Origin of the sequence: Aeropyrum camini SY1 = JCM 12091 (genome assembly GCF_000591035.1) — an archaeon.
Lineage (GTDB): Archaea > Thermoproteota > Thermoprotei_A > Sulfolobales > Acidilobaceae > Aeropyrum > Aeropyrum camini.
This window is the reverse complement of record NC_022521.1, coordinates 17681-44053: the sequence shown is the minus strand read 5'-3', so window position 1 is coordinate 44053 and position 26373 is coordinate 17681. Positions and strand designations below refer to the sequence as shown.

The window sequence follows — 26373 nt, the reverse complement described above, 5'->3', positions numbered from 1 at the left end:
AAATAGCTTGACACCATCACCGCCCCCAGGGAGCTGCTATGGACGTTCTGGCTGCTGCAGTATTCGCGGTCACCATAGCTCTTATAGTGTCAAGGTATGTGGACGAAGTGGCCGCTTCGCTTGCTGGAGTGACGGCGATGGTTCTTCTAACGGCCTACACTCCCGAGGAGGCTTTCAACTTCGTAGAGTGGAATGTCATAGCCATCCTGCTGGGGATGTGGATTATAGCGGGCTACATGATTGAGGGGGGCTTTACCGAGGCTACTATAAGGCTTGTGTCTAGAGGTGCAGGATCCTACAGGAGGTTTCTACTTTACATGGCTCTCCTATCCGGGTTTATCTCAATGTTCATCGACAATGTCCTCGTAATACTCCTGGTAGGGTCGCTGACCATAGCAGCCGCAAAGAAAGCCGGAGGAAACCCTGTACTGGCAATACTTCTAGTGGGATTCTCGGCAAACTTCATGGGCACCGCCCTGCTAATGGGAGACCTACCTCCCCAGCTGCTTCACAGCGTGGCGGGGGCTGAGTTTCTAGACTTTATATGGACCCGGGGGAAGCCGGGTAGCTTCCCGCTTCTAACAGTCACCTTCATCCTAACCCTAGCAGTTTTCTACATATTATTTATAAGGCGGGAGCCGGACTCCCTGCTCTCGTCTGTTGAGACTCCTGGGGCAGGAGAGAGTAGGAGGACGCTTCTCCTTGTCTCCCTCGCCTTCTTCTCAGCCACAGTCGCGGCGATGGCTGTCAGGCCTCTCATCGGGCTCCCTCTAGGCTTCATAACAATGGCCGGCGCCTCTGCTCTAGCACTAACTGTCGAGATCCTCAAGAGGATTGGTGTTGCCGGTATGAGAGGCTTTGATGATGCTCTCAAGCATGTAGAGTGGCGTGCTCTCCTCTTTTACGCTGCCCTCTTCGCCCTTGTCGGTGGTTTGGAGTCAGGCGGGGTTATAGAGGAGATAGCACTGAGGATCGTGGATAGCATAGCCGCTGGCGAGCTTATAGGCTACTCGATAATGTACTGGGCGGTGGGGCTACTATCTCTCGTGATAGAGCACGACGCTCTACTGCTTACATTCCTCTACATAGTTAGGGATGCGGCAACCATAGCAGGAGTTGACCCTTGGAGTATCTACTGGGGGATGGCGTGGAGTGCGACCCTCGCCAGCAACGCCACAACAGCGGCGGCGCCAGCTCTCTACGTTGCTGTTGCTATGGCGGATAGGGAGGGATACAGGGTTAAGGCCCTAGAATTCCTCAAATACAGCCTTACATTTGCTATATCCTCTCTGCTGATCCACTACCTATTAACGATACTGCTGTGGGTATAGGATGAGGGGATTCCTTGAATTTAGCAGGAGGGATACAGGTTACACACTTGTTACCATATATGTGATGGCTTCGTGAATTTTTTTGTATTTCACTTAAGTATTAATGGGGTGGGTTTTGATGGAAGTCATTGAGGCTATATTAATCTTTGCGTTAGTTGTTTACACCCCGTACATTGCATCAGCACTATACTATCTTCGGAAAGGTTCAATGAAGCTAGCACTCTGCATTCTGTCTCTAGCACTCCTCCTCACCTTACCATCGGCTCTCATCCCCATAGTGCCAGCGTCCTTGGCCTCAATCGCGCTCATAGGCTTTCTAGCAGCGTCGCGGCTGGAGCACATGACGCGCTGGCCTATATTGTGGGGGTTCTTCATCGCTGGGATCGTATCGGGACTCGTTACCGTGTTATTCTGGTTTGACAGCAGCGATCTATCCTTCTACTACAACCTACCTGCGGTGCTGCTGGGAGATTATCTCTACGAACTCTCTATAGCAACTATTGGAGATCCTACAAGCTCCTACGCACACTACACCATACCACCCCCCCTTAGAACTCCCTGGGTATACCTCCCAGCTTCAATTGTAGCCTGGAGCTCGGTAGGAGTGGTTATCGAGGCGGCCGCAAAGCTATTTAGAATAGGGCAGTGGTAGATAATCGTGAAGTGGGCATCCGGAGGCTAGAAGCCTGTAGACTCTGGTTTGGGGCGGAACCGCTGGTCCGCGTCTTTCTATTCATGTGATAGTGTATGCCCACCAGCTCGAATGGGCCCCCGGCTTCTAAGTTCTTGGTAACTAGGCGACAAGAAAGGGCCTTAGCTAGTCCCCGTGGGAGACTATTGTGGAGATGCATCCTCTACGGCCCTATTCGTTATAGGTTAGCGTGTGGAAGTATGGGTTAGAATATTGGGTAAAGCTAATCTCTGCGTCATGCTTACCTCAACTTGAGATGAGAGTATCGGGGTTGTGAGTTTGAGTAAATTCTTTGTTGGGGCGGTCCACACGCCCCTGGGGCCTTTGATAGGTTTGTACAACGCTCGCAAGGAATGTATAGAGAGTGTAGAGGGTTGGGCACACGAGGCGGTTGGCGGGCTGAGGGGCTTCTACTATAACCCCTATGCCGCCTATGAGAAGCTGTCTAAAAGCCTCACAGGCGAGTGTATTTCCCTCGGCAGTCCTCTAGCCCCGCCTGTCTCTCCATCGTCGGCGTGGGGTGTTGGAAGGAGTTATGGCGAGCACGCCAGGGAGATGGGTATGGAGAAGCAGATCGCCTTTTTCGCTAAACCCGTATCTAGCCTTACAGGCCATCTCAACAGGATAATAGTCCCCCCGGTGTCGGAGAAGCCGGATTATGAGGGGGAGATAGTCGTGGTCATAGGCTCGAGGATTAAGAATGCTTCTCCTCGTGAAGCCGCCTATGCCATCGCCGGGTATACCGCGGGGGCTGACATAACGGATAGGCTTCTCCAGGAGACTATGAGCTGGAGCATGGCTAAGGGCCTAGACACCTATGGTCCTGTCGGGCCGGTCGTAGCCATAGCTGATTCGCCTGGGGATATTGAAGGCTTGTGTGTCGAGACAAGGCTCAACGGGGAGAGGGTGCAGAGGGGGTGTACCAGTGATATGATAGCGAGTATACCGGAGATAATCAGCAGGCTATCAACATTGGTGACGCTTAGACCGAGCGACATAGTTTTCACCGGGACACCGCCGGGCGTCGGCCACGCTAGGAGGCCACCCCGCTATCTTAGACATGGCGACGAGGTTAAGGTGACCGTCTCCGGACTACCCTCTCTAAGGAATGTTGTTGAGGCCGTCCTGTAGCCGCATAGTCGTGGCTGGGTTTAGTTGAGGGAGAGATATTGTAGAGCGGAAATTAGCGCTCTAACACAACTAACTATATCAAGAGGTTGGCTGCTGGGTGCCCAGCCTTGGCTATGCTTAGAGCCCTTGTAATCGCAGCTATTCTGGCAGGGGTCTTCCTAGCTATAGGGGGCTACGCTATATACACATCAGGCTACAGTGACGTATCCACACTAGAATCCCTATCTAGGCCTTCAAGGGTAACGGTTCAGGCTAGGGTCGCCTATCTGGGCTATGGTTCAGCCACTGTAGTATATGGGGGTAAGACTTACATACTCGACTCCCGAGGTGCATACGGAATCCTCAAGACGGTCGACGGCACGGGGGACAGCTATGCATTCTTCATAATGGAGGGAGAAGACGGGTTCAGGGCTGCAGCTCTTTACAAGCTCGAGTCGTTCACCTCTAGGTACGGAGGCAGCCCAGTCTTCGAGGACACTGTGGTGGTGGACGGCGTGTATAGGCCGGGAGAAGAGCTCACGCTGATAACACCGGTGGGCGAAGAGTCTCTGCCAGTTGTTACAGTCAACGCTATACTTAAGGGATGTCACGCAGCCTATGAGGGTGAGAAAGCTGTAGTCAGCCAGTGAGGAGGGTTTATCAAGGTGCTATGTTGAAACGCCCCATCTCATTATTTGCCGACTTTAATGCACTAAGTGTCAGAAGCGATATAGCTCTCTGGCTCACCGCGGGGTATCCAGGCACCACGCCTGGTGTAGAGGGTTGCCGCGGGTTATGCTCTCCTCACCTTAGTTCTGCCTGCCTGGCTATGTAGACTGCGTGGTCTGCAATCCTCTCAAGGTGCCTTATTACGAGGAGGTCCACAGCCTCGGTCTGGCTCAGGGACTCGACCTTGCCGATCTTCTCTAACATGCTATCGTATATATTATCCATCATGTTGTCGGTCTCCTCCACCTTCATCCGTAGGCTGCTATCCCTAGTTCTAAAGGCTTTGTAGGCATCGCCCACCATGGAGGCAACTATCTCTGCAGCCCTCTCCACCTGCTGGGACGGCTTTAGAACCCGGCCTCCCCTGCTAGTGTATGCTATTACCCTGTTAATCTCTCTGCAGTATCTTGCAATCCTGTATAAGTCGTAGGAGGTTCTTATCAACGACTTGGCCTCTAGGAGCTCCGGGCCGAGGGGCTGGTACTTAGCTATGAAGAATGTAGCCTGCTCCTCGACAACTGCAGAGAGGTTTTCAGCGAGGTAGAGGTGGTCGTCGAGCGACTCGTTCACCCTCCATTCACTCAGGCTTTTGAGAGTGTCTGCGACGACCTTTGCAACTACATTGTACATCCTGTCTAGGTTGGAGTATATGGCCTCCAGGTCCCTTCTAGCGGGATCTACACTCACTACACCTCACCTCCCAGGAACTTCTTCGTCAGCTCATGCCGGGGCCTGAGCACTATCTCCTTAGTTGGACCGTACTCGATTACCCGGCCTTCATATATAAATAGTATCTGGTCGGATATCCTTGCAGCCTGCTGTGGAGTGTGGGTTACTATGATCACTGTAGCCATCTCCTCTGAGGCATATTCAACTATGGATTTCTCGATTTTGACGGTTGACACTGGGTCAATGTTTGCCGTGGGCTCGTCGAGGAGTAGAACCCTGGGCTTTAGGGCTAGGGCCCGGGCGAGGCTTAGCCTCTGTCTCTGGCCCCCGCTGAGCTGGTGGGGGTAGTCGTTCAGCCTGTCTTTAACCTCGTCCCAGAGGTGGGCCATCTTGAGAGCCCACTCAACTATCTTGTCCAGCTCCTTCTTGCTCTTAGCTAGCCCGTGTAGCCTAGGCCCTATGGCGACGTTTTCGTAGATGGTCATGTGGGGGAAGGGATTTGGCTCCTGGAAGACCATGCCCGTATACCTCCTTATAACATACGGGTCCTCTTTAAGAACGTTCATGTTGTTGATCCACACTTCCCCTGTTACCCGAGCCTCTGGAATTAGGTCTATAAGCCTGTTTATCACCCTTATTAGAGTGCTCTTGCCGCTGCCTGAGGGCCCCATGATGGCTGTTACCGTGCCCGGGTGTGCTTTGAAGCTGATACCTTTTAGTATGTGCTTATCCCCTATCCAGACGTTCAGGCCTGTAACCCTCACATCCATGAGCTTCACTAAAGCCTCACCTCCCTAACGAGAATCCTCATTGCTATGAAGGTTGTGAGAACTATGGCGGTGAGGATGAAAGCGGAGCCCCAGGCGAGCTCCTGCCAGTTCTCATAGGGTGTCTGAGCAAACTGGAATATGAGGAGGGGGAGGGCGTCTCCCGGCTTGAGGAGGTCTAGGGGGGTGAGGGGGTAGTTGCTCCTCGCGCTCCCTATTGTGAAGAGGAGTGGCGCCGTCTCGGCGACGACCTTTGAAATGCCTATGAGCACCCCCGCAACCATGCCTCTCCTCGCTATTCCCGCTACGACTCTAACCGCCACCTGCGCCCTGGTCATGCCAAGGGCGTAGCCAGCCTCCCTGTAGGTTTGGGGTACGTTCTCCAGAGCCCTCTCCACATACGACACAGTGTATGGGAGCATCACTATGGCCAGTGCTATACTCCCCGCCAGGAGGCTGTAGTGGCCCATTGGCGCTACTATCACTAGGAAGACCAGCATGCCTATAAGAACCGTGGGTATTTCTAGGAGGGATCCGGAGAAGACCATGGCTATTCTGGCGAGGGGGTGGCTCTTATACTCCACTATGAACATGGCCGTCAGGACGGAGAGGGGCACTCCGACAATTGCTGTGGTCACCGCTAGCCAGAGGCTCCCTAGTATGGCCGGGCCGACTCCGCCAAGGACCTCTGAGCCCGGGGGGCCAGGGGTTGCAGTAAAGAATTCTATCCCGGACTTTACTATGGTTTTGGAGCCCTTTAGAGCTACCATACCTATTATGTGGAACAACGGTGCTACGGTGAGTATGGTTACAGCGGTGACGGTGACTATGAAAACCCTCTCCTTCACGCGCCTCCAGTCAAGCATGGAACCTCACCCTCCGCAGGTAGGATAGTCCGAGGATGTTTGTGACTATACCGAGGGCTAGGAGGAAGAGTCCACCCGCCACCAGCACATTTGTCATGTAGGGGTAGAGGGAGGCGTTTGCAAACTGGTTGGCTATCAGGGATGAAACCGTGTAGGATGGGGCTAGAAGGCAGGTGGGCATGTTGAAAGTGTTGCCCACTACAAGGGCTACCGCCACGGTCTCGCCAGCAGCTCTGCCGAAACCTATCAACACGCCGGCGAGTATGGCGGGCTTCACCATTCCAAGCATTATCCTGGTGTATTCATACTTCGTCGTCCCCAGGGATAGGGCAGCCTCTCTATAGGTTCTGGGTATCTGCCTGTAGGACTCCCTTACCACCGCGTATATGAAGGGCACTATCATGAGCGAGAGTAAGAGGCTGGCTGTCAGGATCGTAGTCCCAGTTAATGGCTTGCATGAGAATAGGGGTATGAAGGAGAGGTAGGTATACAGCCACTCCAGCAGCGTGTCCTTGAGTGTTGGGGCTAGGAAGGTGACACCCCATAGGCCGTAAACGATTGTCGGAAGCCCTGTCATAACGTCCACAATAGTGTTGAAAGCCTCTCTAACCCTGTGCATGGAGGGGGGTATTATCTCCTCCGCGAAAATCACTGCTGAGAGAGAAGCCGGAAGCCCGATAGCTACTGCGAGAGAGGCGGAGACCAGGGTCCCGGCTATTGGGACCAGCAGGCCGTAGTCCCCGGGGCCTGTCTCGAGAGATTTCCACGCCGAGCGGATGTAGACTCCAAAGCCGTACTGCTGGAAGGCTGGTATTGAGTAGTATGCTAACACTATAAAGAGGATAACCAGTATTGAGGCTGATATGCTGGAGGCTATGAAGAGTAGGGTGAAGAATGGCCTGTCGCGGGATAAGATGCTGGCCAAGGCTGGGGCCCCGCTAGCCCCTGTAGTATATCATGTCTACAGCCTTCATGTTTATCTGTCTAATCTCGTTGGGTATTGGTATGTAACCCTCAACAACCTTCTCCTGGCCTTCAGTGTTTATCCATTCTATCAGCTTCTTGATAGCCTCCGCTTTCTCCTTGTCGTCGTACTGCTTATAGAATAGGAGGAAGGACCAGGATGTTATAGGGTAGCTGTTCTCCCCGGGAGCGTATATTATAGAGTCGAAGCCTTCGCTCCAGTCGGCGTCCGGAGAGCCGGGTAGCGTTGAAGCCGCGCCTGAGGCCGCCGCCTGGGCACCCTCCGGCGTGGGTTTCAGGAAGACTCCCTCACGGTTCTCTATCATGGCGACCTGTACACCCCCTCCGGCCTTCGCGACGTAGGCGTACTCTACATATCCGATGCTGTAGGGAGTATTCTTGACAACCTCCATGACGCCCTGGTTGCCCTTGCCTCCAACACCTCTTCCAGTACCGTCTACGGGCCAGTTTATAGCCTTACCCACGAGGTCCGCGGTCCAGACGTTCGGGGCAGCCTTGTGGAGGAATATTGTGAAGACGTGGGTTGTACCGCTAGAGTCGCTCCTGTGGACTGCAACTATCTTCTCGTGGGGGAGGCTGGCACCCGGGTTTAAAGAGGCTATCCGGGGGTCGTCCCAGAATTCTATCTCACCCTTGTATATTAAGGCTATGACTTCGGCGTTGAGCTTGAGGTCCTCTAGCCCGGGTATATTGTAGACTATAGCTAGCATTCCGATTATAACTGGCATTTGTATAACGTTGCCCTCCAGCGAAGCCCACACCTCTAAAGGGAGGGGCGTGTCGCTTCCTGCGAAGTCGACAACACCTTTTATGAAAGCGCTCTGGCCGGCTCCACTGCCTGTCGGGTTGTAGTTTATCGTCATCCACGGGTACGTCTTCCTTATCTCCTCGCTCCAAGCCTGTATCTGGGGGTAGATGAACGTGGAGCCTTCACCCTGGAGAACAACCTTCGACCCTCCAGCCGGCCCGCCGCTCTCACCGCCCTGGCTGCTGAACAATCCGGAGGCGAAGCCGAATCCGGTTATGGCTATTATAATTATAATGAGGACGGCTGGAATGACGATCCTCTTATCCATCTCCGCTCCTCCGGTTGTAATTGGTTCTTTATAGTGGCTATATTCTCCCCATAAATAACGCATAGACCATCCAAAATTCTATATAGAGCTATATACAGAATTTGCTCCTACTTGCTATACGTGCTGCTTTAACTCAATATGTGAGGCGGGAAAACTAGTACGGGTTGTCCACAAAGTTCCTCAGGATGTCTAGGCCATATCCGGTTCCAATGCTTTCAGGGTGGAATTGAACGCCGTGTATGGGGTGCTCCACATGCCTCACTCCCATGATCTTCCTATCATCAAGGCTACCCGCGTTGACCTCCAGGGCCTCGCTGGGAACCTCGTCGATCACCAGGCTGTGGTACCTCATGGCTCTGAAGACCCTCGGTATACCTCTATAGAGGTTGCCGGAATAGTGTTCCACTGGCGATAGCTTGCCATGTCTTATAGTCCTTGCCCTCCTTATCTTTGCTCCAAACACCAACCCTATCACTTGGTGGCCGAGGCAAACACCTAGCACCGGCGTCTTGGGCCCATAGATTCTTACAACCTCTCCCGAGACTCCTATGTCACGCCTGTTGAGGGGGTTTCCTGGGCCGGGCGATATTATTATCATGTCAGGCCTTATCCTCTCCACTGCCCTCGGTTTTATCTCATCGTTTCTAACCACTATGCTTTTTATGCCAAGCCTCGCTAGATAATCTACTATGTTGTAAACGAAGCTATCGTAGTTGTCTAAAACCAAAGCAAGCACGGAGGGCTACCCCTGGTTCGAACCGTTCTTCAGTATCCTTCTCAGCGCTGCGAGCTTGTACTCTGTCTCCATGAACTCTCTCGAAGGCTTGGAGTCGTATACAATCCCGGCGCCAGCCCTAATCTCGAGAACTCCTTCTCCAACAGTCCATCCACTCCTAATGATTATGGCTGCCTCCCCCGCGTTGGAGCCCCCTATGCCGACGGCCCCTGCATAGGGGCCGCGGGGCTCTGGCTCCAGCCTGGATATTATCTCCATGGCTCTCGGCTTTGGGGCCCCGCTCACCGTGCCGGCGGGTAGTGTATGGGAGACGGCTTCGTAGAAGGCTAAGCCTGCTCTGGCCTTAGCCTCGACCCTTGACACTATGTGCATTACATGGCTGTACTTCTCAATGTCCATGAAGCTTGTGACCTCCACTGTGCCGGGTTCTGCTATTGATGCGAGATCGTTTCTAGCGAGGTCGACCAGCATTATATGCTCTGCAACCTCCTTCTCGTCCCCCAACAGCTCTTCCTCGAGGCACACGTCCGACGAGCCCCTGGCCCTAGGCCTTGTACCGGCTATGGGGTGTGTCTCAAGCCTTCCCTTATCTAGCTTGATGAGGAGCTCCGGGCTTGTGCCGAATATCTCAAGGTCCTCAGCCTTCATATAATACATGTAGGGGCTGGGATTCACGCCTGCCAGCCTTAGGTATGCCGTGAAGAGGCTCCCCTTATAGTACAGCCTCTCAACCCTGGAGAGAACTATCTGGAAAGCCTCCCCCCTCTCTATCTCGCCGATGGCCTTCGTCACGCGATCCTCGAAGACCTCCCTCGTGGTGGAGTAGATCTTCCCCTCCACCCTAAAACCGCCTTGGCCTCTCGCTGGTGAGAGTGTGGGCGATCTAGGGCAGGATATGACCCGTTCCGCAGCGTGGTCATAAATCATGAGCTTCTCAGGCTCGAAAGCCAGGGCTATGGGCCAGTGGTGACCGCCCAGCCGTGGCGCCAGCCAATCCTCCTTGTCTCCGACAGAATCGTAGCTGAGGGTGAATACTGCCATATCTCTGCAGGGTATTGTGTCGCAGCGCCTATCCTCTAGAAACCTACCGAGATTCCTATAGACGCCTGGGATGCCCTCCTGCCTGAAGGCGTCCCTGGCACCGAGGGCTAGGAAGGTGAACCTAGACCTGTTTTGCAGGCCTCCCCCGCTCTCTAACAGAGCTACATACTCCTCCCCCGACAATATTGCCGCGGCGGCGAGTCCCCGGGGGCTGGGGATGCTATGGATCGACTCTTTAACGCAGCCGTCCCAATGTAGGAGGGGGCTAGGCACTCGCCTCACCCGTGCAAAGCTTGTTAGCCTCTATTATATTGTCTAGATGCCTCCTGGCCGCTCCGCCCTCTATAGCCTGGAGGGAAATCTCCACTCCATCCTTGAGATCCCTTGCCATGCCGTAAGCGTAGAGTGCTGCGGCAGCGTTTGCGAGTATAAAGTCCCTATCGGCAGGTCTCCCCCTCCCCTCGAGAACCCTAACTATCCTTGCGGCGCTCTCCTCAACGCTTGAGACTCTAACGTCTGACAACCGGTGTTTCCGGAGTCCCAGGTCCTCGGGCGATACGTGGTACGATTCCGTACCTCTTCCAACTTCATAGACTAGCGTATCCCCGAAGACGCTGAACTCGTCTATGCCTGGAGATCCGTGGACAACCACTGCCTTCTCATACCCTAGGTGAGACGCTGCCTCGGCGATGAGGGGGGCTAGCTTGGCAGTTGCCACACCGATAGTCTGCCTCGAAGCCCCCGCGGGGTTGGACAGGGGGCCCACTAGGTTAAACACTGTCCGAACGCCGAGCGCCCTCCTCACGGGCATGACATTCCTCATAGAACCGTGGTAGCGAGGCGCGAACAGGAAGGTGAACCTGGCCTTCTCGAGCATGCATCTAGCCTCCTCTGGCCCGTGGGATACATTGTATCCCAGTGCCTCGAGGACGTCCGCACTGCCCGACGCGCTGGTTATGGCCCTGTTACCGTGTTTTGCAACGTAAGCTCCCGCCGCGCTCGCAACTATAGAGGCGGCGGTCGAGACATTGAGAGTGTGGCTGCCATCTCCTCCGGTCCCTGCAGTATCCAGGAGGGGCTTGCCGAAAGCCACCCGGATGCAAGTTTCACGTAGCGCCCTTGCAAATCCAGCAATCTCATCCGGCCTCTCCCCTTTGACCCTAAGCCCGAAGAGTATAGCGCCCACAACAGCTTCGGGAGGTGGCGAGGTTAGAAGCCCGATCCCGACTTTGTACGCCTCATAGAGGCTGAGGTCCTCGCCGGATGCTAGTTTCTCCAGGATCTCCTTGTAGAGTCTACCAGCATCACGGCTCAATGCTCAGCACCCCCTTTCCGCTGTCCGATGGTGGACACGCTTCGACTACAGTGTGGTGAAGCTCTGGGTTTCCACTGGCGGCTTTTACCTGATCGACTCTACGCCTCAGGCGGCCTGGGATGGCGGTGTTGGGGCTATGCATGGAGGAGGGAGGCGAGGAGGTGTTTGAGGAGAGGATTACCATTGGCTCATCTTGAGCACCGGGGGTCAACGTAGAATGGAGCGAGAGCTAATATAGCTTCCGGCCTGATATTCGATTCATAATGTTTAAATGGGACTTGCCTATCTAGAGTAAAGGCCGGGGTGAGCGTTGCCGAGCCAATGGACCTACCTAGACCCGGCTCGTCAGCATATCTAACTATAGGGTGGCCTTCGCCCCACACGTTCCTCTCGATAATATCTAGTATAGGAGGCTGCATCGACTTTATGGAGCTGGGTATACCAGCTAAGAGGCCGATCTACGACGGCCCGGTTATAAGGCTTACACACAGGGAAGCCTCGGGTCTCGCCAGTGGTCTCAGAGGCGCTGTTACCTTGGCGAGGGAGGCTGGTATCCGGCTTGGAAAGCCGGTTATCTTGATGTCGTACCTCTCAGAGTTCGGTGGGGATGTGAAAGCTCTGGTGGAGGCCGCTGCCCAGGCTGAGGCGATATCTGTACTCTCTCCCGACCTCCTCTTCGAGTATTTTGACAGGATTGGCGATTACATAGATGTCATTAGGATGTATGGGATGAAGCCTTCGTTTTTTGTGAGCAGCAAATTCCCCCACAAAATACTGTCTAAGCTTGCATCCACCAACCCCCTCCTAATATACCTTGGGCTCCAGCCGGCCACGGGCGTTAAACTGCCTGTAGCTATATACAGGAACCTGAGGCTTGCTAGAAGCATCATAGGCCCTAGGACCTATCTCCTAGCGGGCTTCTCTATAAGGACGCCTGAGGCTGCGGAGAGCGTTGTTATGGCTGGAGCCGACGCCGTTGTTGTGGGCTCTGAGGTTGTTAGGAGGTATAGGTCTGGGGGGCTTGATAGCGTTGCCAACCTGCTCTGCTCTATTAGGAAGGCTTTGGTGGTGAGCGTTGGCTAGGCTTCCTACACGGTGGTATAATATAGCAGCGGACCTGCCCGAACCCCTCCCACCCATGATAGACCCGCTTGATGATGAGGGCTCCAGGATTGCCAGGCTCGTGGAGATACTCCCCTCCCGCCTGATAGAGCTGGAGTACACTCTAGACAAATACATCGATATACCCGGCGAGGTCCTCGACGCCTACATGAAGATAGGGAGGCCTACGCCGCTCGCGAGGGCCAAGGGGTTTGAGAAGGCTCTAGGCGTTGGTGGAGGAGTGAAGATATTTTACAAGTTCGAGGGGGTTCTACCCACGGGGAGCCACAAGATAAACACCGCTATACCGCAGGCCTACTATGCGAGGCTCGATGGCGCCTCAGAGGTTGTAACTGAGACGGGGGCGGGCCAGTGGGGTCTTGCAGCTTCTACTGCAGCCTCCATGTTCGCCCTGAAGACCACTGTATTCATGACAGCGTCTAGCTACAGGTCGAAGGCTGGTAGGAGGAGGCTCATGGAGGTCCTCGGCGCAACCGTCTACTCGAGCCCAAGCAGTGTCACCGAGAACGGGCGGAAGGCTCTGGCGGAGATGGGGGAGTCCCACCCAGGCTCTCTGGGTCTTGCAATAGCGGAGGCGGTTGAATACACGCTCTCAAGCCCCGATAGAAGGTATCTACCTGGCTCTGTGATGGAGGCCGTTCTAATCCTCCAGACGGTAATAGGCCTCGAGGTCCTCTCCCAGCTTAGGGACGAGCCTGACTACATGATAGCCTGCGTCGGGGGAGGGAGCAACTTCGCGGGCTTCACTTACCCTGCTATAGGTGCTTGGCTGCGGGGCGAGGGTTTCGAGAAGACCCGTTTCATAGCGGCCGAGAGCACCGCCTCCCCCAAGCTTACGGGCGGGAGGTACATGTACGACGGTCTCGACGCCGGGACTGTTCTACCATTAGCCAAGATGTACAGTCTAGGCAAGGACCATGTCCCCCCGCCTCTCCACTCGGCTGGGCTGCGCTACCACGCCGCTGCCCCTAGCCTCAGCCTGCTTAGGAAGCTGGGTATAGTCGAGGCGGTCGCCCTAGGGGAGTCCGAGGTCCTCAGGCACGCCATGCTATTCGCCAGGAGCGAGGGGATCATACCGGCTCCAGAGAGCGCGCATGCAATAGCGGCTGCTGCTATGGTGGCCCGGAGAGAGGCTGGGAACGGCGGGGTCACCATTGTTTTCAATCTTAGCGGCCACGGCCTGCTTGACGTTGACGCCTACACAAGATTCGTGGAGGGGGGTGGTGATGGTTAGGGTTAAGGTCTGCGGCGTATCTAGGGTTGAAAGCGTGGCGATGCTAGACGGCCTGGTCGACTACATTGGGTTCGTGTCTTCAAAGAGGGTATCATCACCCAGGGTTTTACCGCCAAGCCACATACGAGACCTCGCATCTCACGCGAGGACCTCGGCTGCTGTCGCTGTGCTACACGGTTATAGCCCGGGCGAGGCGGCCCGCGTAGCGTTCTCATCCGGAGTCGAGGTCCTCCAGTACCACTCACCAATAGACCCGCTTGAGGCAGTCAGGCTATCGCAGGTCCTCGAACAGTATGGCCTGTCCCTAGCACTTGTTATCGAGTGGACGGAAAAGGTTTGGAGACCCATGGACCCCTGCATGTACTGGAGAGTATTGAAGAGTGAGGGGGTTAGGCTGGAGTACCTCCTGCTGGACGCCGCTAAGGGCTCGGGAGCCCCGCTCCCACTCCGCATGGCCGCCAGGGCGGCTGGCTGCATTCCCAGGCTGGGGCTGGCGGGAGGGCTCACACCAGCCTCGGCCTGTGAGGCCGCCTCGACGGGCGCTTTCCTCCTGGATGTAAGCAGGGGTGTGGAGAGCGGTGTTCCTGGGGCTAAGGATCCTGGGCTTGTGGCCTGGTTTGTATACAGCGCTAGACGCTGCTCAGCCGCCCTTTAACGGCCTCTATAATCTCCCTGGCGAGCTCGGGCTTCTTCATCATCGCAGTACCCACGAGCACGGCTTTGGCACCCCTCCCCACAGCCTCCGCAGCCTTATCTGGAGCATCTATCCCACTCTCAGCAACATACAAAGCTCTTCCAGGCCCCTTAGACGAGGCTAGCTCAAGCTCCACCAGCATCCTCATATAATCTACCTTTAGGGTGGAGAGGTCTCGGGAGTTAATCCCCACAGCCACCCCCGGGTAGGAGCCTGCCACGGCTGCTGCATCTCCGCCTCTGAAAGTCTCAACCAGCAGGTCCAAACCCATATCCCTCGCCTGGCTGTAGATATTATCTAGACTCCTCCACCCGACGGTGTCGAGAATCACTAGGGCGGCTGAGGCTCCGTGGCAGGCCGCCTGGAGGAGCTGGCCGCGGCCGACGACGAAGTCCTTATGCAGCACAGGCAGACCTGTCTCTAGGAACACTTGTATTATATCGGGTGACCCGCAGAACCAGTATGGCTCGGTCAAGACCGAGAAGGCCGTGGAAAACCCGGCGACGAGGCTGGAGTAGGTCCAGGGCTCGATATACGCTACAAACCGCCCCGGAGCACACCTTTTATACTCCGATATGAGGGCAATCCCCCTCATCTCCCAGCCTCTCCATAGCGCTTGGACAAAGCCTCCCTGCGATCTGCAACCCAACGAGCTATATATTCTCTCGAGGACTTCGCTCCTAGCCCTCGCCCTTCTCACAGCCTCCCCGAGGCTCCACAAGGCCCGGCACACCTGGACCCGGCTCCCATGAGTTTTGGGTTGCCTCGCGTGTTAAAGCGTATTGGGATGCTGCGGCTTGCGGGGGATGCTGTATCACCGCACTAATAGCGGCTGCCGCGGCTCACGCCAACGCCTCCCCAGTCTTGTAGTCGAATATCTTGATTTTGCTCCAATCCATGTTGAGATAGACCTTCTCGCCGGGGGAGAGCTTCTCCTTCGGGCCGAGGATCTTAGCCTTGACGATCAGCCCGTCCCCTATGTCCACGTTTACAATATACTCGGAGCCAAGGGGCTCGACTACATAGACCCTGCCCTGTATTGAGCCCTCGGCCTCATGCTTCGACACCGAGATAAACTCGGGCCTTATACCCAGGTACACTTTCTTCACTCCAGCAGACTCTATAGCCTTCCTGGCCTCATCCGGAACCCTCCTCGAGAATCCTGGGCACGAGATCCAGAGGTCCTCGCCCACAGCGTCTATGGTACACTCTATAAGGTTCATTGGAGGCGCTCCGATGAATGTTGCAACGAACACGTGCTTCGGCCTCAGGTAGACCTCCTCCGGCGTGCCGACCTGGACTACCCTACCCTTATTCATAACGGCAATCCTGTCCGCCATGCTTAACGCCTCAGCCTGGTCGTGTGTAACGTAGACAGTGGTTATGCCCAGGTCCTTCTGAAGCTTCTTCAGCTCCGCCCTCATGGCAAGCCTCAGCAGGGCGTCTAGGTTGCTGAGGGGCTCATCCATAAGCCAGACCTTCGGCCTCCTAACCAGGGCTCTAGCCAGGGCCACCCTCTGCTGCTGGCCCCCACTTAGCTGGCCCGGCTTCCTGTCTAGGAGATCCTCGATCCTGAGGAGCTTCGCCACCTCTAGAACCCTCCTCCTGATATCATCCTTCGTCAGCCCCATCTCCTTCCTCCTCAGGTATAGGGTGAATGCTATGTTGTCAAACACTGTCATGTGAGGGTAGAGGGCGTAGTTCTGGAAGACCATGGCCACGTTCCTATCCTTCGGATCCTTATAGGTGACGTCCTCACCGTCAATCAGTATCCTACCCTCATCCGGGTACTCGAGCCCCGCTATCAGCCTGAGTGTCGTCGTCTTCCCGCAGCCGCTCGGGCCTAGGAGGACGAAGAACTCCCCATCCCTTATCTTGAGGTCTACGTGGTCTACTGCGACCACCCTGCCGAACCTTTTAACCACGCCCTCCAGCACTATCTCTCCCATTCCAAGGTCACCCCTTTACCGCCCATCCGACGAACCCCCGTATATAGTATCTCTGGAGGAGCATGTATACCGCGAGGGGAACCGCCATCGCGAAGACGGAGCCAGCGGCTATCAGCCCCCAGTCGACAAAGTAGGTTCCCTTCATGTTAGCTATCCTCTGGGTTATGACCCACTTCTCAGGGTCTATCAGGAAGATGAGCTCGAAGAAGAAGCTGCTCCAGACCCATGTGAACTGGAGGACTGATGCCGATAGGATTCCTGGGAGGCTCATGGGGAGCACTATATTGTAGAATATTTTGAAGTCCGAGGCCCCGTCGACCCTCGCCGCCTCCTCTACCTCCCGGGGGAGTATGTCGAAGAAGTTCTTCATAAAGAACGTTATCCACGCCATACCCCAGGCGCTGTGGACGAGAATTATGCCTGGAAAGGTGTTGATTAGCCTGAGGTCCTTGAGTAGGAGGAAGAGGGGTACAACTACAATCTGCTGGGGGAGGGCCATCAGCAGTATTATCAGTAGGAAGAGGTAGCTCCTCAGGGGGAAGGAGAATCTGGAGAACCCGTAGGCGGCTAGCGACGCCGCGGCCACGGGTACTATGGTTGCAGGTAGCGCTACTATCAGGGAGTTTATATAGCCGCCTGAGACGGAGTACGGGTCGTAAGACCAGGCTTTAATATAATTGTCCATGGTGAACGTGGCGTCGAGTATGTTCCACCACCCCTTCACAATAACCTCTCCGTAGGGCCGTACAGACACCATGAACACTCCTATGAATGGGAGCAGCCACACCAGAGCGAAGCACCATGCAATGATGTTTATGAGGATTATGTCCACCCTGAGGAGCCTCATCAGCCTTCTAGACTGGAGCCTAAAGCGCATAGCCTCTCACCCCCCTCTCCTAAGGCGTAGTGCTAGCCAGAGGCCGGGCGGGAGTGTTAGGAGGGTTAGTATGACTGCAACCGCCGAGGCGGCCTCGTAGTCGAGAGCCCTGGCCATATACTGGTACATGACTAGGGCGAGGACGTTTGAGGAGCCCCCGGGCCCGCCTAGAGTAGCCACATATACTATGTCAAATATCTTAAGGTCCCAGAGCATAGTCATAACCACAACTATGATGGTGGCTGGTCTGACCAGTGGGAACACTATCTTCCAGAATATGTGCCAGTGGCCAGCCCCATCGATCCTGGCTGCCTCTATAAAGCTGGAGGGTATAGAGCCAAGGGCGGCCGAATAGACTGTAAGGCTGAAGCCCGTCCAGAGCCAGACTGACCCGAGAATCAGAGCCAGGAGGGATAGTTGGGGGTAGTTTGTCCACGTTTTAGCAAGGAAATCGACTCCTAGTGCATTAAAGACCAGGGGGACCACTCCAACATGCTCGTCGAACATGAACCTTATAATAAGGCCCCCCACAACCATGGGTATGACCATTCCTATGAAGACTATTGTCTTAACGACCGAGGAGCCGAAGGTGTATTTGAGAAGGTAGGCTAGTAGGAGCCCTAGTAGAGTTACAAGGGGTATGTGTATGGCCATCCATATTATATTGTGTACTAGGGCTCCCCAGGGAGGGGACTCCGGCCTACTTGTTATCATGATGAGAGCTTTGTCGGGAGACCTCTCGCTAACAACCTCCACATACTTCGCCACGCTGAATTGCCCGTCAACGTAGAGGCTAAGAAACACTGTTGCTATGGAAGGGGCGATAACGAATACAGTTATGAAAGTGAGGGCTGGTAGGAGAAAAACGAGTGATCTAAAATATCCTCGGGGAGGGCCGGACAAGCGGCTACACCTGGTTAACCGCCGCCGGCTGCGGGATGCTCGCTTGCGAGAGTCTGTAGGACCTCGTTCAGCCTGTCAGGCTGGACCCACAGCAGCTTCAGCTGGTCCCAGAACAGGACCTGCCAGTCTCCACCGATGGTATCGTCGAGATCTGGAACTATAGTCATGTTTAGCTCCTTAATCTTGGCGAACACGCCCTGCATCGGGGGCCACAGCTGGTCAGTATCCACACCGAGCCAGGTGGGCACCTTCCCGGCGGGCGTGGACACGTGGACTGCCTGCCCTTCGGTTGCCAGGTACTGGAGTAGCAGCTTCGCCGCATCCAGGTTCTCAGTGTATTTGGGTATGAAAGCGTAGTCCGTACCCCCGACAACCCCTCTAGCACCGGGTAGGGGGAAGAACGCCAGGTCGTTGGGATCCTCAACCATACCAGTTATCCATGTGCCCATGAAGTATAGTGCATACTCTTCAGCCCACCACTTCTCCACAGCGCCTGTCCACTCTATCGGCTCGCTAAAGTATCCCTGCTCTATCAGCATTGTAAGCCTTTCAAAGATCTCCACTACCTGCGGGTCAGTGAAGGAGACCTCGCCCGTTATCAGCTTGTACTGGAGCTCGGGGCCGCCGAAGGCTATGATAAAGTGCTCGGTAACGTCGCTGAGCGGCCAGCCCACGCTGTCTCCCGAGACTATCGGGTTCTTTATACCCTCGATACCCTTTATCTGGTCGAGCAGCTGTAGGAACTCATCCCAACTGTTCGGTTCTGATAGGCCGTGTTTGGCGAAGAACGACTTCTTATACCAGAACCCGGGTTTAAGCCACATTGTGAAGGGGACTCCCCATAGCTTGTTATTCCATTTCACACTGTCAAGTATTCCGCCTACATATTCGTCCTCGTTGATTAGACCGGTTACCTCCACTACATGACCCTTCTGAGCCATCTCAACAATCCACCAGGCCCAGGGGGTTATCACGACGTCTGCGGGGGTGACTCCAGCCTCGAACTGGACTGAGAGAGTCCTTGCTACCTCCTCAGCCCTCATCGGCACGTACTTGATGGTTATGTTGGGGTTCTCCTCCATGAACTTCTCCAGCACTGTCATGAAGTACTCCTGCTCCTTGCCAGACCAGGGGCCTATGACTGTGAGTGTAACTTTTTCCACAACAACAGTCTCTGTCTTCGTCTCGGTCTCTATTGTCGGTGTCGTAGTCTCGGCTCCAGCCGCCTCCTTAATCCCTCTGACCTCCTGCTCTATATTGGAGATCTTCTGTTGAACCTCAGATATGTCCTCTTGGACGCTGCTAATACTTTGCTCAATCGACTCTATCCTGGATGTTATAGAGAGGTAGGAGAAGAGGGATATCAGTATGACAACTATGAGTAGGCCTGCGGTTATGGCTATCGATCTAGAGGCCTCCAATATCCCACCATCATAAAAAATAATCTATTGCTGTAAACATAAATAATATGCTTGAAATGGAAAAAAGAATATATTCAACCCCAAGACTCCACGGGTAAGGGGCTGCAGTATAATATCGGGTAGGAGGTTTAGACGTAGCTGGCTAGAAACTCTAGGCCGGCTATTGAGCTGAGGAATTGCATCCTCTCCCTCCGGAGGGATTCGGCGACGCTACTGTATCTCTCCCCGTATAGTTCTCTAGGGTTATAATCGGAGAGGCTAAGCCCCCCTGAGTTAACAGCAACCTCGAAACCCATATGATCGTCAGCATCCCATTCTACAGTATCTCTTGCCAGGGATAGTAGAAGGTGTTTCGAAAGCTCAGGAGGTATCTTCCTGTTCTTCGCGTGTCCAGTGTTCATGACGTAAACGTTTATATCTAGACTCTTAACAATGTCCAGGAGACTGTAGACAGTCCTCCACTTGGGCTCCAGCATGAAGGGATCGAAGCCGGGGACCCTGACGGGCTCCGGCTTCCCCGCCTCAGCACTCGTCCTGAAGCTCTCTCCCAGCATGAAGTATGCAACCGCTTGGTAGGGGCTTGTGAGGCGGGCTAGCGGGGGCATCTCCGGCCTCCTCGTAAGGAAGACTAGGGCATCGGTCTTCTCGAGATCCACGGTCCCGCTGGCTGTTGGTATGGCCTCTCTGATCGCCAGGGCGCGGGCATTTCTGGTGAGGCTTAGATCCAGGAAATCCGGGGTTCCATCCTCTCTAACCACAACATTTTCCAGCACTGCGTCGGGGTGGAGTACCGCAGGCTCTAGCTGTCTCAACTCTGGCACGCTATCCGTCTTAGGATAGAGGTTCATCTCCGTTCCATAGGCAGTGCCCCCCCAGTCTAGGATCACTATGTCGTCCTGCATTACCCTAACGGTCTCGGGAGGGCGGAGACCGTGGTCTTCCACTGTTAGGGTTGTTTTCCCCGTTCCGCTGAGTCCGAACACGAGAACGCCGAACTCCCTCAAAGACCCCCGTATCCTAACCCTGTATAGCTTGCTCGCGGCATGCAGACCCAGGCCTAGATGCCTGTCCCTCGCCTCGTTCATAGCCAGCCTTAGGAAGCTCATCTTAAGCTCGCCATAATAATCACTACCGAGGACTAAGGTGGAGTTAGACCTCCTCTCCACCAGCATCCACGTGTACTCATAACTGGGGACATCTATAGTTACCATATCATAGCTGCCCGAGGAGCCACAGGGGAAGAAGTTCTGGTGGGACATGAGTGCCAGATGTGGATAGGACCTCTCAACCAAAGCCAAGACACGAAACCTACGGGCACCCGACCCTACGCAGCGCTCCACAGCATAGTAACTCCTCTTAACAACATAGCCCCAAGCCTCAGAAACTAGACGGTCGAAAACCCCATCACTATCATACTTGACACGCGTCCTATCTGGCCTACGGGCCCTGGCCTTACTAGACACCACGGCAAGCGACCCAGTTTTTGTAGCCCGAGCATACATCCTCGATTCTCCTCGCAGAAGCGCTGGCGGAGGATTCCAGTCTATATCAGATGAAGAGAGAACCTCCTTAGTAAGGGCTTTTATAACATCATTCATTATCCTCGCCACACCCCAGCCTCTCAACTTCTAGAATAATCTTTGACGCTCTATCTATAACTATAACCATGTTGCCGACCAATTCCTTGCAGGGAAGGATACAACAGCCAGCGATACCGTGGCCAGCATCATTGGAAACTAAGATGATGCTACTGTGAAGCCAAACTGCAATATAAAGGACCTAAGGACCAAGTAGAAGTATTTGGTGATTTGAATGGTTTTGATCACGCAAGTATGAGTACATTAAGAATATAAGAAAGAATATAGGACCACCTGTTGATGGTTCTAATACAGAGCCTAGTGAACTAAGGAGAGTGTTTAGGCTCGTCGTAACAAACAGGTATAACTTATATGCAGAGTAAAACCGCTATGATGATAAGCAAGCTGTTTATATGAGCCATGTCTATAAACCCAAAAGAAAAGAAAGGTACCTTCATAAAGGACCTAAGTGGCTTGACTCCAGCCGCTAAGAAGCTGTCTTCTTATAGTAATGATCCCGTGTGGGCCATTACCCTCATACTTCTCCTTATAAAAAGGTTACCAGCAAGATGTCGATTTGTTATAAGGTAATTAGGTAATTATAAGATAAATCTAGATGAAACTGAGAGTGTAAGAGTGGTCGCTAGGCAGCTGGGAAAAGGAAATGCACACTAATATTATTACATAATGTAATGTAATAACGTGGTCCTGTATTGTACATATTCTTCGTCATTAGATGGGACTTACGTGCTACATGCTTGTGTGGTAAAAAGATATAAGGTATTAGAAATGAATTATAATGGAGGATCTGTAGTTATAGCAGAGAATTTTTTACAAATTCCCTTTACCTTTTAGGGTTGTCGATTTTGATGGTTAAATGTTTGTATCTACTAGCTACAGGAACGATAATGATTATACTAAATTAACGTGGGAATTTGGGGTTCGTTCCTAAAATCGTCTAGTAGTTTTAAATTTTCTTTCTATTTTTATTTAGCTCCTACATTGATAATATGCCACCTTCTATTGGGATAATTGTTCAGGGTCTGGTGCCAGTATTTGGTAGTTGAACATTTTATAGGTTTATATATTGGCACTCATTTAACTTTGATACTATCAAAACCTATTTTAAGTGTGTTAATATTTAAAAATATTTTATTTGTAAATATCAACGGCATTAAACTATTGGTGACTAGTGAGAACAGGCCATTCTTTTATGAGGTGTAGTATTTGGGGGAAGTAGTTAGAGAGGAGTCTGGCGATAAGCTCCTCATAACTGTAGTCGCAATAGCGGTATTGTTTTTCGTAGCCTCATCAGTTGCATTCGGATATCTAGTGGTCTTTGGGGAAAATCTTTCAGGCCAGCCTGGCAGTGTTTACACGATATCACTCAGAGAATACGAGATAGAGCCTAATCCTGACCCAATAATTGTGAGGGTCGGAGAGCCTGTCATTTTCAGACTAGTTAACGAGGGTGCTGTAGAGCATGAGTTCATGTTTGTTATGGACATAGAGCAAATGGCTTCCATGATAGAGAAGGCTGCAATAAGGCTCGCAAATGAGAGGCCCGACCTAAGTGAAGAGGAGATTATAACGATGGTACTTGAGGTTCATGATGAAGCCATGTTAGAGATGATAGAGAAGACACTGGGTAATGTTATAATAGCTGATACTTACATGGTCGAGCTGGAACCTGGAGAGAGTGAAGTTTTGCGAGTGACTTTTAGAGAACCAGGAATATATGTTGTAGCGTGTTTCGAGATGGAAGGCACGTTCCCCAAACCACATGCATCCTCAGGCATGTTTAACCAGATAATCGTAGTTGAAGGATAGGAAGGGGGGGTGTAAAACGGAATGTTCCACTACCCTTTTAACCCAGCGGAACTCTCTAAAACTGCAGAACTATGGTGGAATCTTTTCGGTTTCTATCTCCTAGTTGCCATCATAATAGGAGCATTAGTTTACGCTGGCCTTATCTTTATACCACTATATTATGCTCGACGCAGAGGAGGTGGAGTAGACGAGATCCAGCCGGGCGTTATCCCAGGTGAGAGAGGAAGAACGATAATAGTTGGTGCGATAGTGCTCCTAATACTGGGATCTTTTCTAACTGTATTCGTGGAGAGCTATATATCTGTTAACAAGCTTTCCGAGCCTCTACAAGAGCTTGAGATAGTTGATGAAGTGAAGAAAGCTGAAGACATATCAATTTTTGACGGCCGCGATGACATTCTTGTTGTAGAAGTCGTCGGCTTCCAATGGGGATGGACCTTCAGATATCCCAACGGTATAGAAACGGACAAGCTATACTTACCGCAGAACAGACTGGTCTTGTTTAGAGTTGTAAGCGAAGATGTCTTCCACACATTCACAATTCCAGATCTACGGGTTAAGATCGATGCGATACCTGGACAGGTAAACGTATTTTGGACCCTACCTGAAAAACCAGGTACATATAGAGTACAGTGTTACGAGCTGTGTGGAGTCGGCCATGCAGAGATGATAACGAAAGCAGTTGTTCTGCCTCCCGAGCTGTTTGAGTTTTGGTACGACTCCCTAGGTGAAGTTATTATAGAGTCTTTGGAGGTGAGGTAGTTTGGGTGGTGAAGGTAGATTATACTCTATAAAGAGGTGGCTCTTCACAACTAACCATAAGGACGTTGGCATACTTTACCTAGTTACATCGTTGTATTTCTTCATAGTGGCTGGTACACTTGCACTACTCTTCAGGATTCAGCTTAGTGTTCCAGAAAACACTTTTCTTGATGCCGCAAAATTTAATCAAGCTGTCACGAATCATGGCCTCCTTATGGTATTCTGGTTCATCAGCCCCCTGGGATTTGCGTTTGCTAACTACTTTGTCCCTATACAGTTGGGAGCAAAAGACATGGCCTTCCCCAGGCTGAACGCCCTAAGCTATTGGCTACTCCTCTTCGGAGGGCTCCTAATGCTTGCTGGTCTTTTCTTGCCAGGAGGAGCCGCGGACTTCGGGTGGACTGCATATGCCCCCTTAAACACGGACGAATTCACCCCCAATTATGGTGCAAACCTGACTGCATTCGGGCTACTCTTCATGGTGGCATCTGTTACTGTAGGGACTGTTAACTTCCTTGTTACAATATTTCAAAATAGAGCGAAGAATTACAAGTTAATGGGGCTTCCGATATTCACATGGGGCATATTTCTAACAGTGCTAATGATGTTATGGGCCTTCCCGTCTCTGCAGGCTGCACTAGTTCTTCTAGGAGTTGACAGGCTATTCCAGGCAGCAATATTTAGCTGGCCAGAGGGGGGTTCACTATTATGGAACCACCTGTTTTGGTTTTTCGGACATCCGGAAGTCTATATAGTACTATTCCCAGGCCTCGCACTAGCTCTAGACATGATAATAGTTTTCAGTAGACGACCTCTATTAGGAAGGAAGGTTATAATAGGAGCACTAATAGCTGCTGCCATTCTGAGTTTTGGCGTCTACGCACACCACATGTTCATGACGGGCATCGACCTTATGTATCTAAAATTGCACATGTTCAACACCGAACTCATATCAGTTCCATTCGGAATAATAACGATCTTAGCCATTCTGTCACTACTAGGTGGAGCTATAAAGCTATCAACTCCAATGTTGTTCGCTCTGGGTTCAATAGCTGTATTCATCATTGGAGGATTCAGCGGCGTATTCAACTCTAACCCACTTCTAGACGTAGGAAACAGAGGAACATACTGGATCGTCGCTCACTTCCACTATGTCATGGTAGGAGCAGCGCTATTCGCTTTGTTCGGAGGCCTGTACTATTGGTTCCCAAAAATGACGGGAAGAATGTATAACGAGCGTCTCGGCAAGATACATTTCATCGTATCTTTCATTGGGTTCAATATTCTCTATTTCCCAATGTTCCTCTTAATAGAAATGCCAAGACGTATCTTCACATACCCAGCTTGGACTGATTGGGGACCACTGAATTTTATTGCAACTGTCGGCGGTTTCATATTCGGGTTAAGTCATTTGATAATGTTCGCGAACCTGATTTACTCCGCAAAGTACGGGAAGCCCGCCGAGAAGAATCCATGGAGAGCTTGGAGCTATGAATGGCTCATAGACTCGCCGCCATCAGAGTTTAACTTTGATGGCATACCTGTTGTCCAGAACGGTAGACTTATGGTAGTATCTACAGACGGTGCGATACCTTCAGGCAACGGCCACCATGGCAACCATTTGAGCCCATGGCCACTCCTAATAAGTTTTGGGCCCTTCCTATTCTTACTTGGCCTTGGAATGTGGATAGCCCAAGTACCTTTTTCACTACCGATTATGATAGCTGGGGCTATAATATCAGTATATTCAGTCTATGGATGGTTTAGGGATGACTTTAGCGAGAGGTTCCAATTTGAAGAACCACCTGAGACGAAGGAGAGGTGGCCTTTCACCAAGATCCACAGAGTCAAGTTGGGAATGTACTTCTTCCTGTTCGGCGATGCAGTCTTCTTTGCAGGGCTCCTAGGCTCATATGTTTTGATGAGACTGGAAAACCCCTCACTGCCTGGCGGGCTCTTCCTGCATAATATATATCTAGGGCTACTTGGTGTGTTGACAATGATATGGTCCTGGCTATTTATATACATAGCAGCGAGGGCCGCCAAGATTGGTGACAGGAGTCTAAGCCTGGCAGGTCTATCCCTTGGAATCCTACTATCCCTCGGATTCCTTGCCCTAACAGGCTTTGACTGGCTAACCACAGTGCGTCTAGGCCAGGGCCTGGAGAATCCCCTAGTGGCCACGACATTCACCGTACTATTATCACATTCACTGCACCTCCTGGCGGGCGTATTGGTTCTCTTCTATCTACTAATGAAAGTCTGGATCCGAGGATTCACCGGGCATACTAAAGAAACCATTGACACAATGGCATTATACTTCGGCTTCTTAGCAATAGTGACAATAGCAATATATGGCTTGTCTTACTTGTTCTGAGGTGGGAGGATTGGAGGCAAGAAAAGAGGATGTTCCTAAGCTGGAACGGACTAAAATATATTGGGCTATAGCAGCAGCTTTCATAACCTCAGGTTTAGTAATAATACTGTCAATTGGAGTCTTGACAGGAGCACTACCTATAGGCCCAGTCTTCGCCATATCCATCCTTGCCATAACTTTATTCGCAACTTTCTTCTTTATGGATCTAGCTTGGGAAAACTGGGCTGTGAAAGGCTTCGCGCTAATAACTGTTATTGTAGTTCTCATGATGTTTGCCAACATGATTTTCGGAAGAGCATTAGGGCCGTAAGA

Annotated in this window: 25 protein-coding genes; 11 read left to right on the top strand and 14 right to left on the bottom strand. The window is 52.5% G+C overall.

Going from position 1 to position 26373, the window contains the following annotated elements:
- The first annotated feature begins 38 nt into the window (after window positions 1–38).
- From ACAM_RS00215 to ACAM_RS00200, 4 genes are all read left to right on the top strand, one after another.
- Window positions 39–1331 carry an ArsB/NhaD family transporter gene (locus tag ACAM_RS00215; RefSeq protein WP_022540793.1) on the top strand — a complete coding sequence of 431 codons (1293 nt, stop codon included), beginning with the start codon at window positions 39–41 and terminating at the stop codon, window positions 1329–1331.
- Window positions 1332–1449: 118 nt separating this feature from the next.
- Window positions 1450–1983, top strand: coding sequence for a hypothetical protein (locus ACAM_RS00210; protein ID WP_022540792.1), 534 nt, complete (start codon window positions 1450–1452; stop codon window positions 1981–1983).
- Between the two features lie 318 nt (window positions 1984–2301).
- Window positions 2302–3153 (top strand): fumarylacetoacetate hydrolase family protein, encoded by an 852-nt coding sequence (locus tag ACAM_RS00205; RefSeq protein WP_022540791.1) that lies wholly within the window; start codon window positions 2302–2304, stop codon window positions 3151–3153.
- A 107-nt stretch (window positions 3154–3260) separates the two neighbouring features.
- Entirely contained in the window at window positions 3261–3782 is a 522-nt protein-coding gene (locus tag ACAM_RS00200) for a hypothetical protein (protein WP_062661340.1), read from the top strand.
- 154 nt (window positions 3783–3936) lie between these two features.
- Here the strand turns inward: ACAM_RS00200 and ACAM_RS00195 are convergent, their stop codons facing one another.
- The 8 genes from ACAM_RS00195 to trpD form a co-directional block, all read right to left on the bottom strand.
- Window positions 3937–4548, bottom strand: a complete 612-nt coding sequence (locus tag ACAM_RS00195) for a phosphate signaling complex PhoU family protein (RefSeq protein WP_022540789.1) — start codon at window positions 4546–4548, stop codon at window positions 3937–3939.
- The gene (locus tag ACAM_RS00190) at window positions 4548–5309 is read right to left on the bottom strand and encodes a phosphate ABC transporter ATP-binding protein (RefSeq protein ID WP_022540788.1); all 762 of its coding nucleotides are present in this window, start codon (window positions 5307–5309) and stop codon (window positions 4548–4550) included. The genes ACAM_RS00195 and ACAM_RS00190 overlap by 1 nt, the downstream gene beginning before the upstream one ends.
- Complete coding sequence (gene pstA, locus ACAM_RS00185; protein WP_022540787.1) at window positions 5309–6163, bottom strand: phosphate ABC transporter permease PstA; 855 nt, start codon at window positions 6161–6163, stop codon at window positions 5309–5311. The genes ACAM_RS00190 and pstA overlap by 1 nt, the downstream gene beginning before the upstream one ends.
- Window positions 6156–7088, bottom strand: a complete 933-nt coding sequence (gene pstC / locus ACAM_RS00180; protein ID WP_022540786.1) for a phosphate ABC transporter permease subunit PstC — start codon at window positions 7086–7088, stop codon at window positions 6156–6158. Before pstC ends, pstA begins: the two co-directional genes overlap by 8 nt.
- Before the next feature lie 13 nt (window positions 7089–7101).
- Entirely contained in the window at window positions 7102–8223 is a 1122-nt protein-coding gene (gene pstS, locus ACAM_RS00175) for a phosphate ABC transporter substrate-binding protein PstS (protein ID WP_022540785.1), read from the bottom strand.
- Window positions 8224–8377: 154 nt separating this feature from the next.
- Window positions 8378–8959 (bottom strand): anthranilate synthase component II, encoded by a 582-nt coding sequence (locus ACAM_RS00170; protein ID WP_022540784.1) that lies wholly within the window; start codon window positions 8957–8959, stop codon window positions 8378–8380.
- Between the two features lie 6 nt (window positions 8960–8965).
- Complete coding sequence (locus ACAM_RS00165; RefSeq protein WP_148706300.1) at window positions 8966–10273, bottom strand: anthranilate synthase component I family protein; 1308 nt, start codon at window positions 10271–10273, stop codon at window positions 8966–8968.
- Window positions 10266–11315 (bottom strand): anthranilate phosphoribosyltransferase, encoded by a 1050-nt coding sequence (gene trpD / locus ACAM_RS00160; RefSeq protein ID WP_022540782.1) that lies wholly within the window; start codon window positions 11313–11315, stop codon window positions 10266–10268. The genes ACAM_RS00165 and trpD overlap by 8 nt, the downstream gene beginning before the upstream one ends.
- 321 nt (window positions 11316–11636) lie before the next feature.
- Here trpD and trpA point away from each other — a divergent pair, with 321 nt between their 5' ends.
- From trpA to ACAM_RS00145, 3 genes are read left to right on the top strand one after another with little or no spacing between them, the layout of a single operon-like run.
- The gene (gene trpA / locus ACAM_RS00155; protein ID WP_148706299.1) at window positions 11637–12398 is read left to right on the top strand and encodes a tryptophan synthase subunit alpha; all 762 of its coding nucleotides are present in this window, start codon (window positions 11637–11639) and stop codon (window positions 12396–12398) included.
- Complete coding sequence (locus ACAM_RS00150; protein WP_022540780.1) at window positions 12391–13671, top strand: TrpB-like pyridoxal phosphate-dependent enzyme; 1281 nt, start codon at window positions 12391–12393, stop codon at window positions 13669–13671. The genes trpA and ACAM_RS00150 overlap by 8 nt, the downstream gene beginning before the upstream one ends.
- Window positions 13664–14326 carry a phosphoribosylanthranilate isomerase gene (locus tag ACAM_RS00145; RefSeq protein ID WP_022540779.1) on the top strand — a complete coding sequence of 221 codons (663 nt, stop codon included), beginning with the start codon at window positions 13664–13666 and terminating at the stop codon, window positions 14324–14326. The genes ACAM_RS00150 and ACAM_RS00145 overlap by 8 nt, the downstream gene beginning before the upstream one ends.
- Here the strand turns inward: ACAM_RS00145 and ACAM_RS00140 are convergent.
- The 6 genes from ACAM_RS00140 to ACAM_RS00115 form a co-directional block, all read right to left on the bottom strand.
- Window positions 14301–15086 carry a beta/alpha barrel domain-containing protein gene (locus ACAM_RS00140; protein WP_062661334.1) on the bottom strand — a complete coding sequence of 262 codons (786 nt, stop codon included), beginning with the start codon at window positions 15084–15086 and terminating at the stop codon, window positions 14301–14303. The genes ACAM_RS00145 and ACAM_RS00140 overlap by 26 nt on opposite strands.
- A 121-nt stretch (window positions 15087–15207) precedes the next feature.
- Entirely contained in the window at window positions 15208–16314 is a 1107-nt protein-coding gene (locus ACAM_RS00135; protein WP_022540777.1) for an ABC transporter ATP-binding protein, read from the bottom strand.
- Window positions 16315–16321: 7 nt separating this feature from the next.
- On the bottom strand, window positions 16322–17191 hold the full coding sequence (locus tag ACAM_RS00130) for a carbohydrate ABC transporter permease (RefSeq protein ID WP_022540776.1): 870 nt from the start codon (window positions 17189–17191) through the stop codon (window positions 16322–16324).
- A gap of 6 nt (window positions 17192–17197) precedes the next feature.
- A complete protein-coding gene (locus ACAM_RS00125; RefSeq protein ID WP_022540775.1) occupies window positions 17198–18094 on the bottom strand; it encodes a carbohydrate ABC transporter permease in 897 nt (298 codons plus the stop codon).
- 14 nt (window positions 18095–18108) lie between these two features.
- Window positions 18109–19515 (bottom strand): ABC transporter substrate-binding protein, encoded by a 1407-nt coding sequence (locus ACAM_RS00120; protein ID WP_022540774.1) that lies wholly within the window; start codon window positions 19513–19515, stop codon window positions 18109–18111.
- A 128-nt stretch (window positions 19516–19643) separates the two neighbouring features.
- On the bottom strand, window positions 19644–21113 hold the full coding sequence (locus ACAM_RS00115; RefSeq protein ID WP_022540773.1) for a phosphoenolpyruvate carboxykinase: 1470 nt from the start codon (window positions 21111–21113) through the stop codon (window positions 19644–19646).
- Window positions 21114–22319: 1206 nt separating this feature from the next.
- On the opposite strand from ACAM_RS00115, the gene ACAM_RS00110 reads away from it, so the two are divergent.
- The 4 genes from ACAM_RS00110 to ACAM_RS00095 are packed head-to-tail and all read left to right on the top strand — an operon-like array spanning window position 22320 to window position 26371.
- Window positions 22320–22922, top strand: coding sequence for a cupredoxin domain-containing protein (locus ACAM_RS00110; RefSeq protein ID WP_022540772.1), 603 nt, complete (start codon window positions 22320–22322; stop codon window positions 22920–22922).
- A gap of 21 nt (window positions 22923–22943) precedes the next feature.
- A complete protein-coding gene (coxB, locus tag ACAM_RS00105) occupies window positions 22944–23684 on the top strand; it encodes a cytochrome c oxidase subunit II (protein ID WP_022540771.1) in 741 nt (246 codons plus the stop codon).
- A 1-nt stretch (window position 23685) separates the two neighbouring features.
- Entirely contained in the window at window positions 23686–26061 is a 2376-nt protein-coding gene (locus ACAM_RS00100; RefSeq protein ID WP_022540770.1) for a cbb3-type cytochrome c oxidase subunit I, read from the top strand.
- Between the two features lie 10 nt (window positions 26062–26071).
- Entirely contained in the window at window positions 26072–26371 is a 300-nt protein-coding gene (locus ACAM_RS00095) for a hypothetical protein (RefSeq protein WP_022540769.1), read from the top strand.
- Window positions 26372–26373 lie beyond the last annotated feature (2 nt).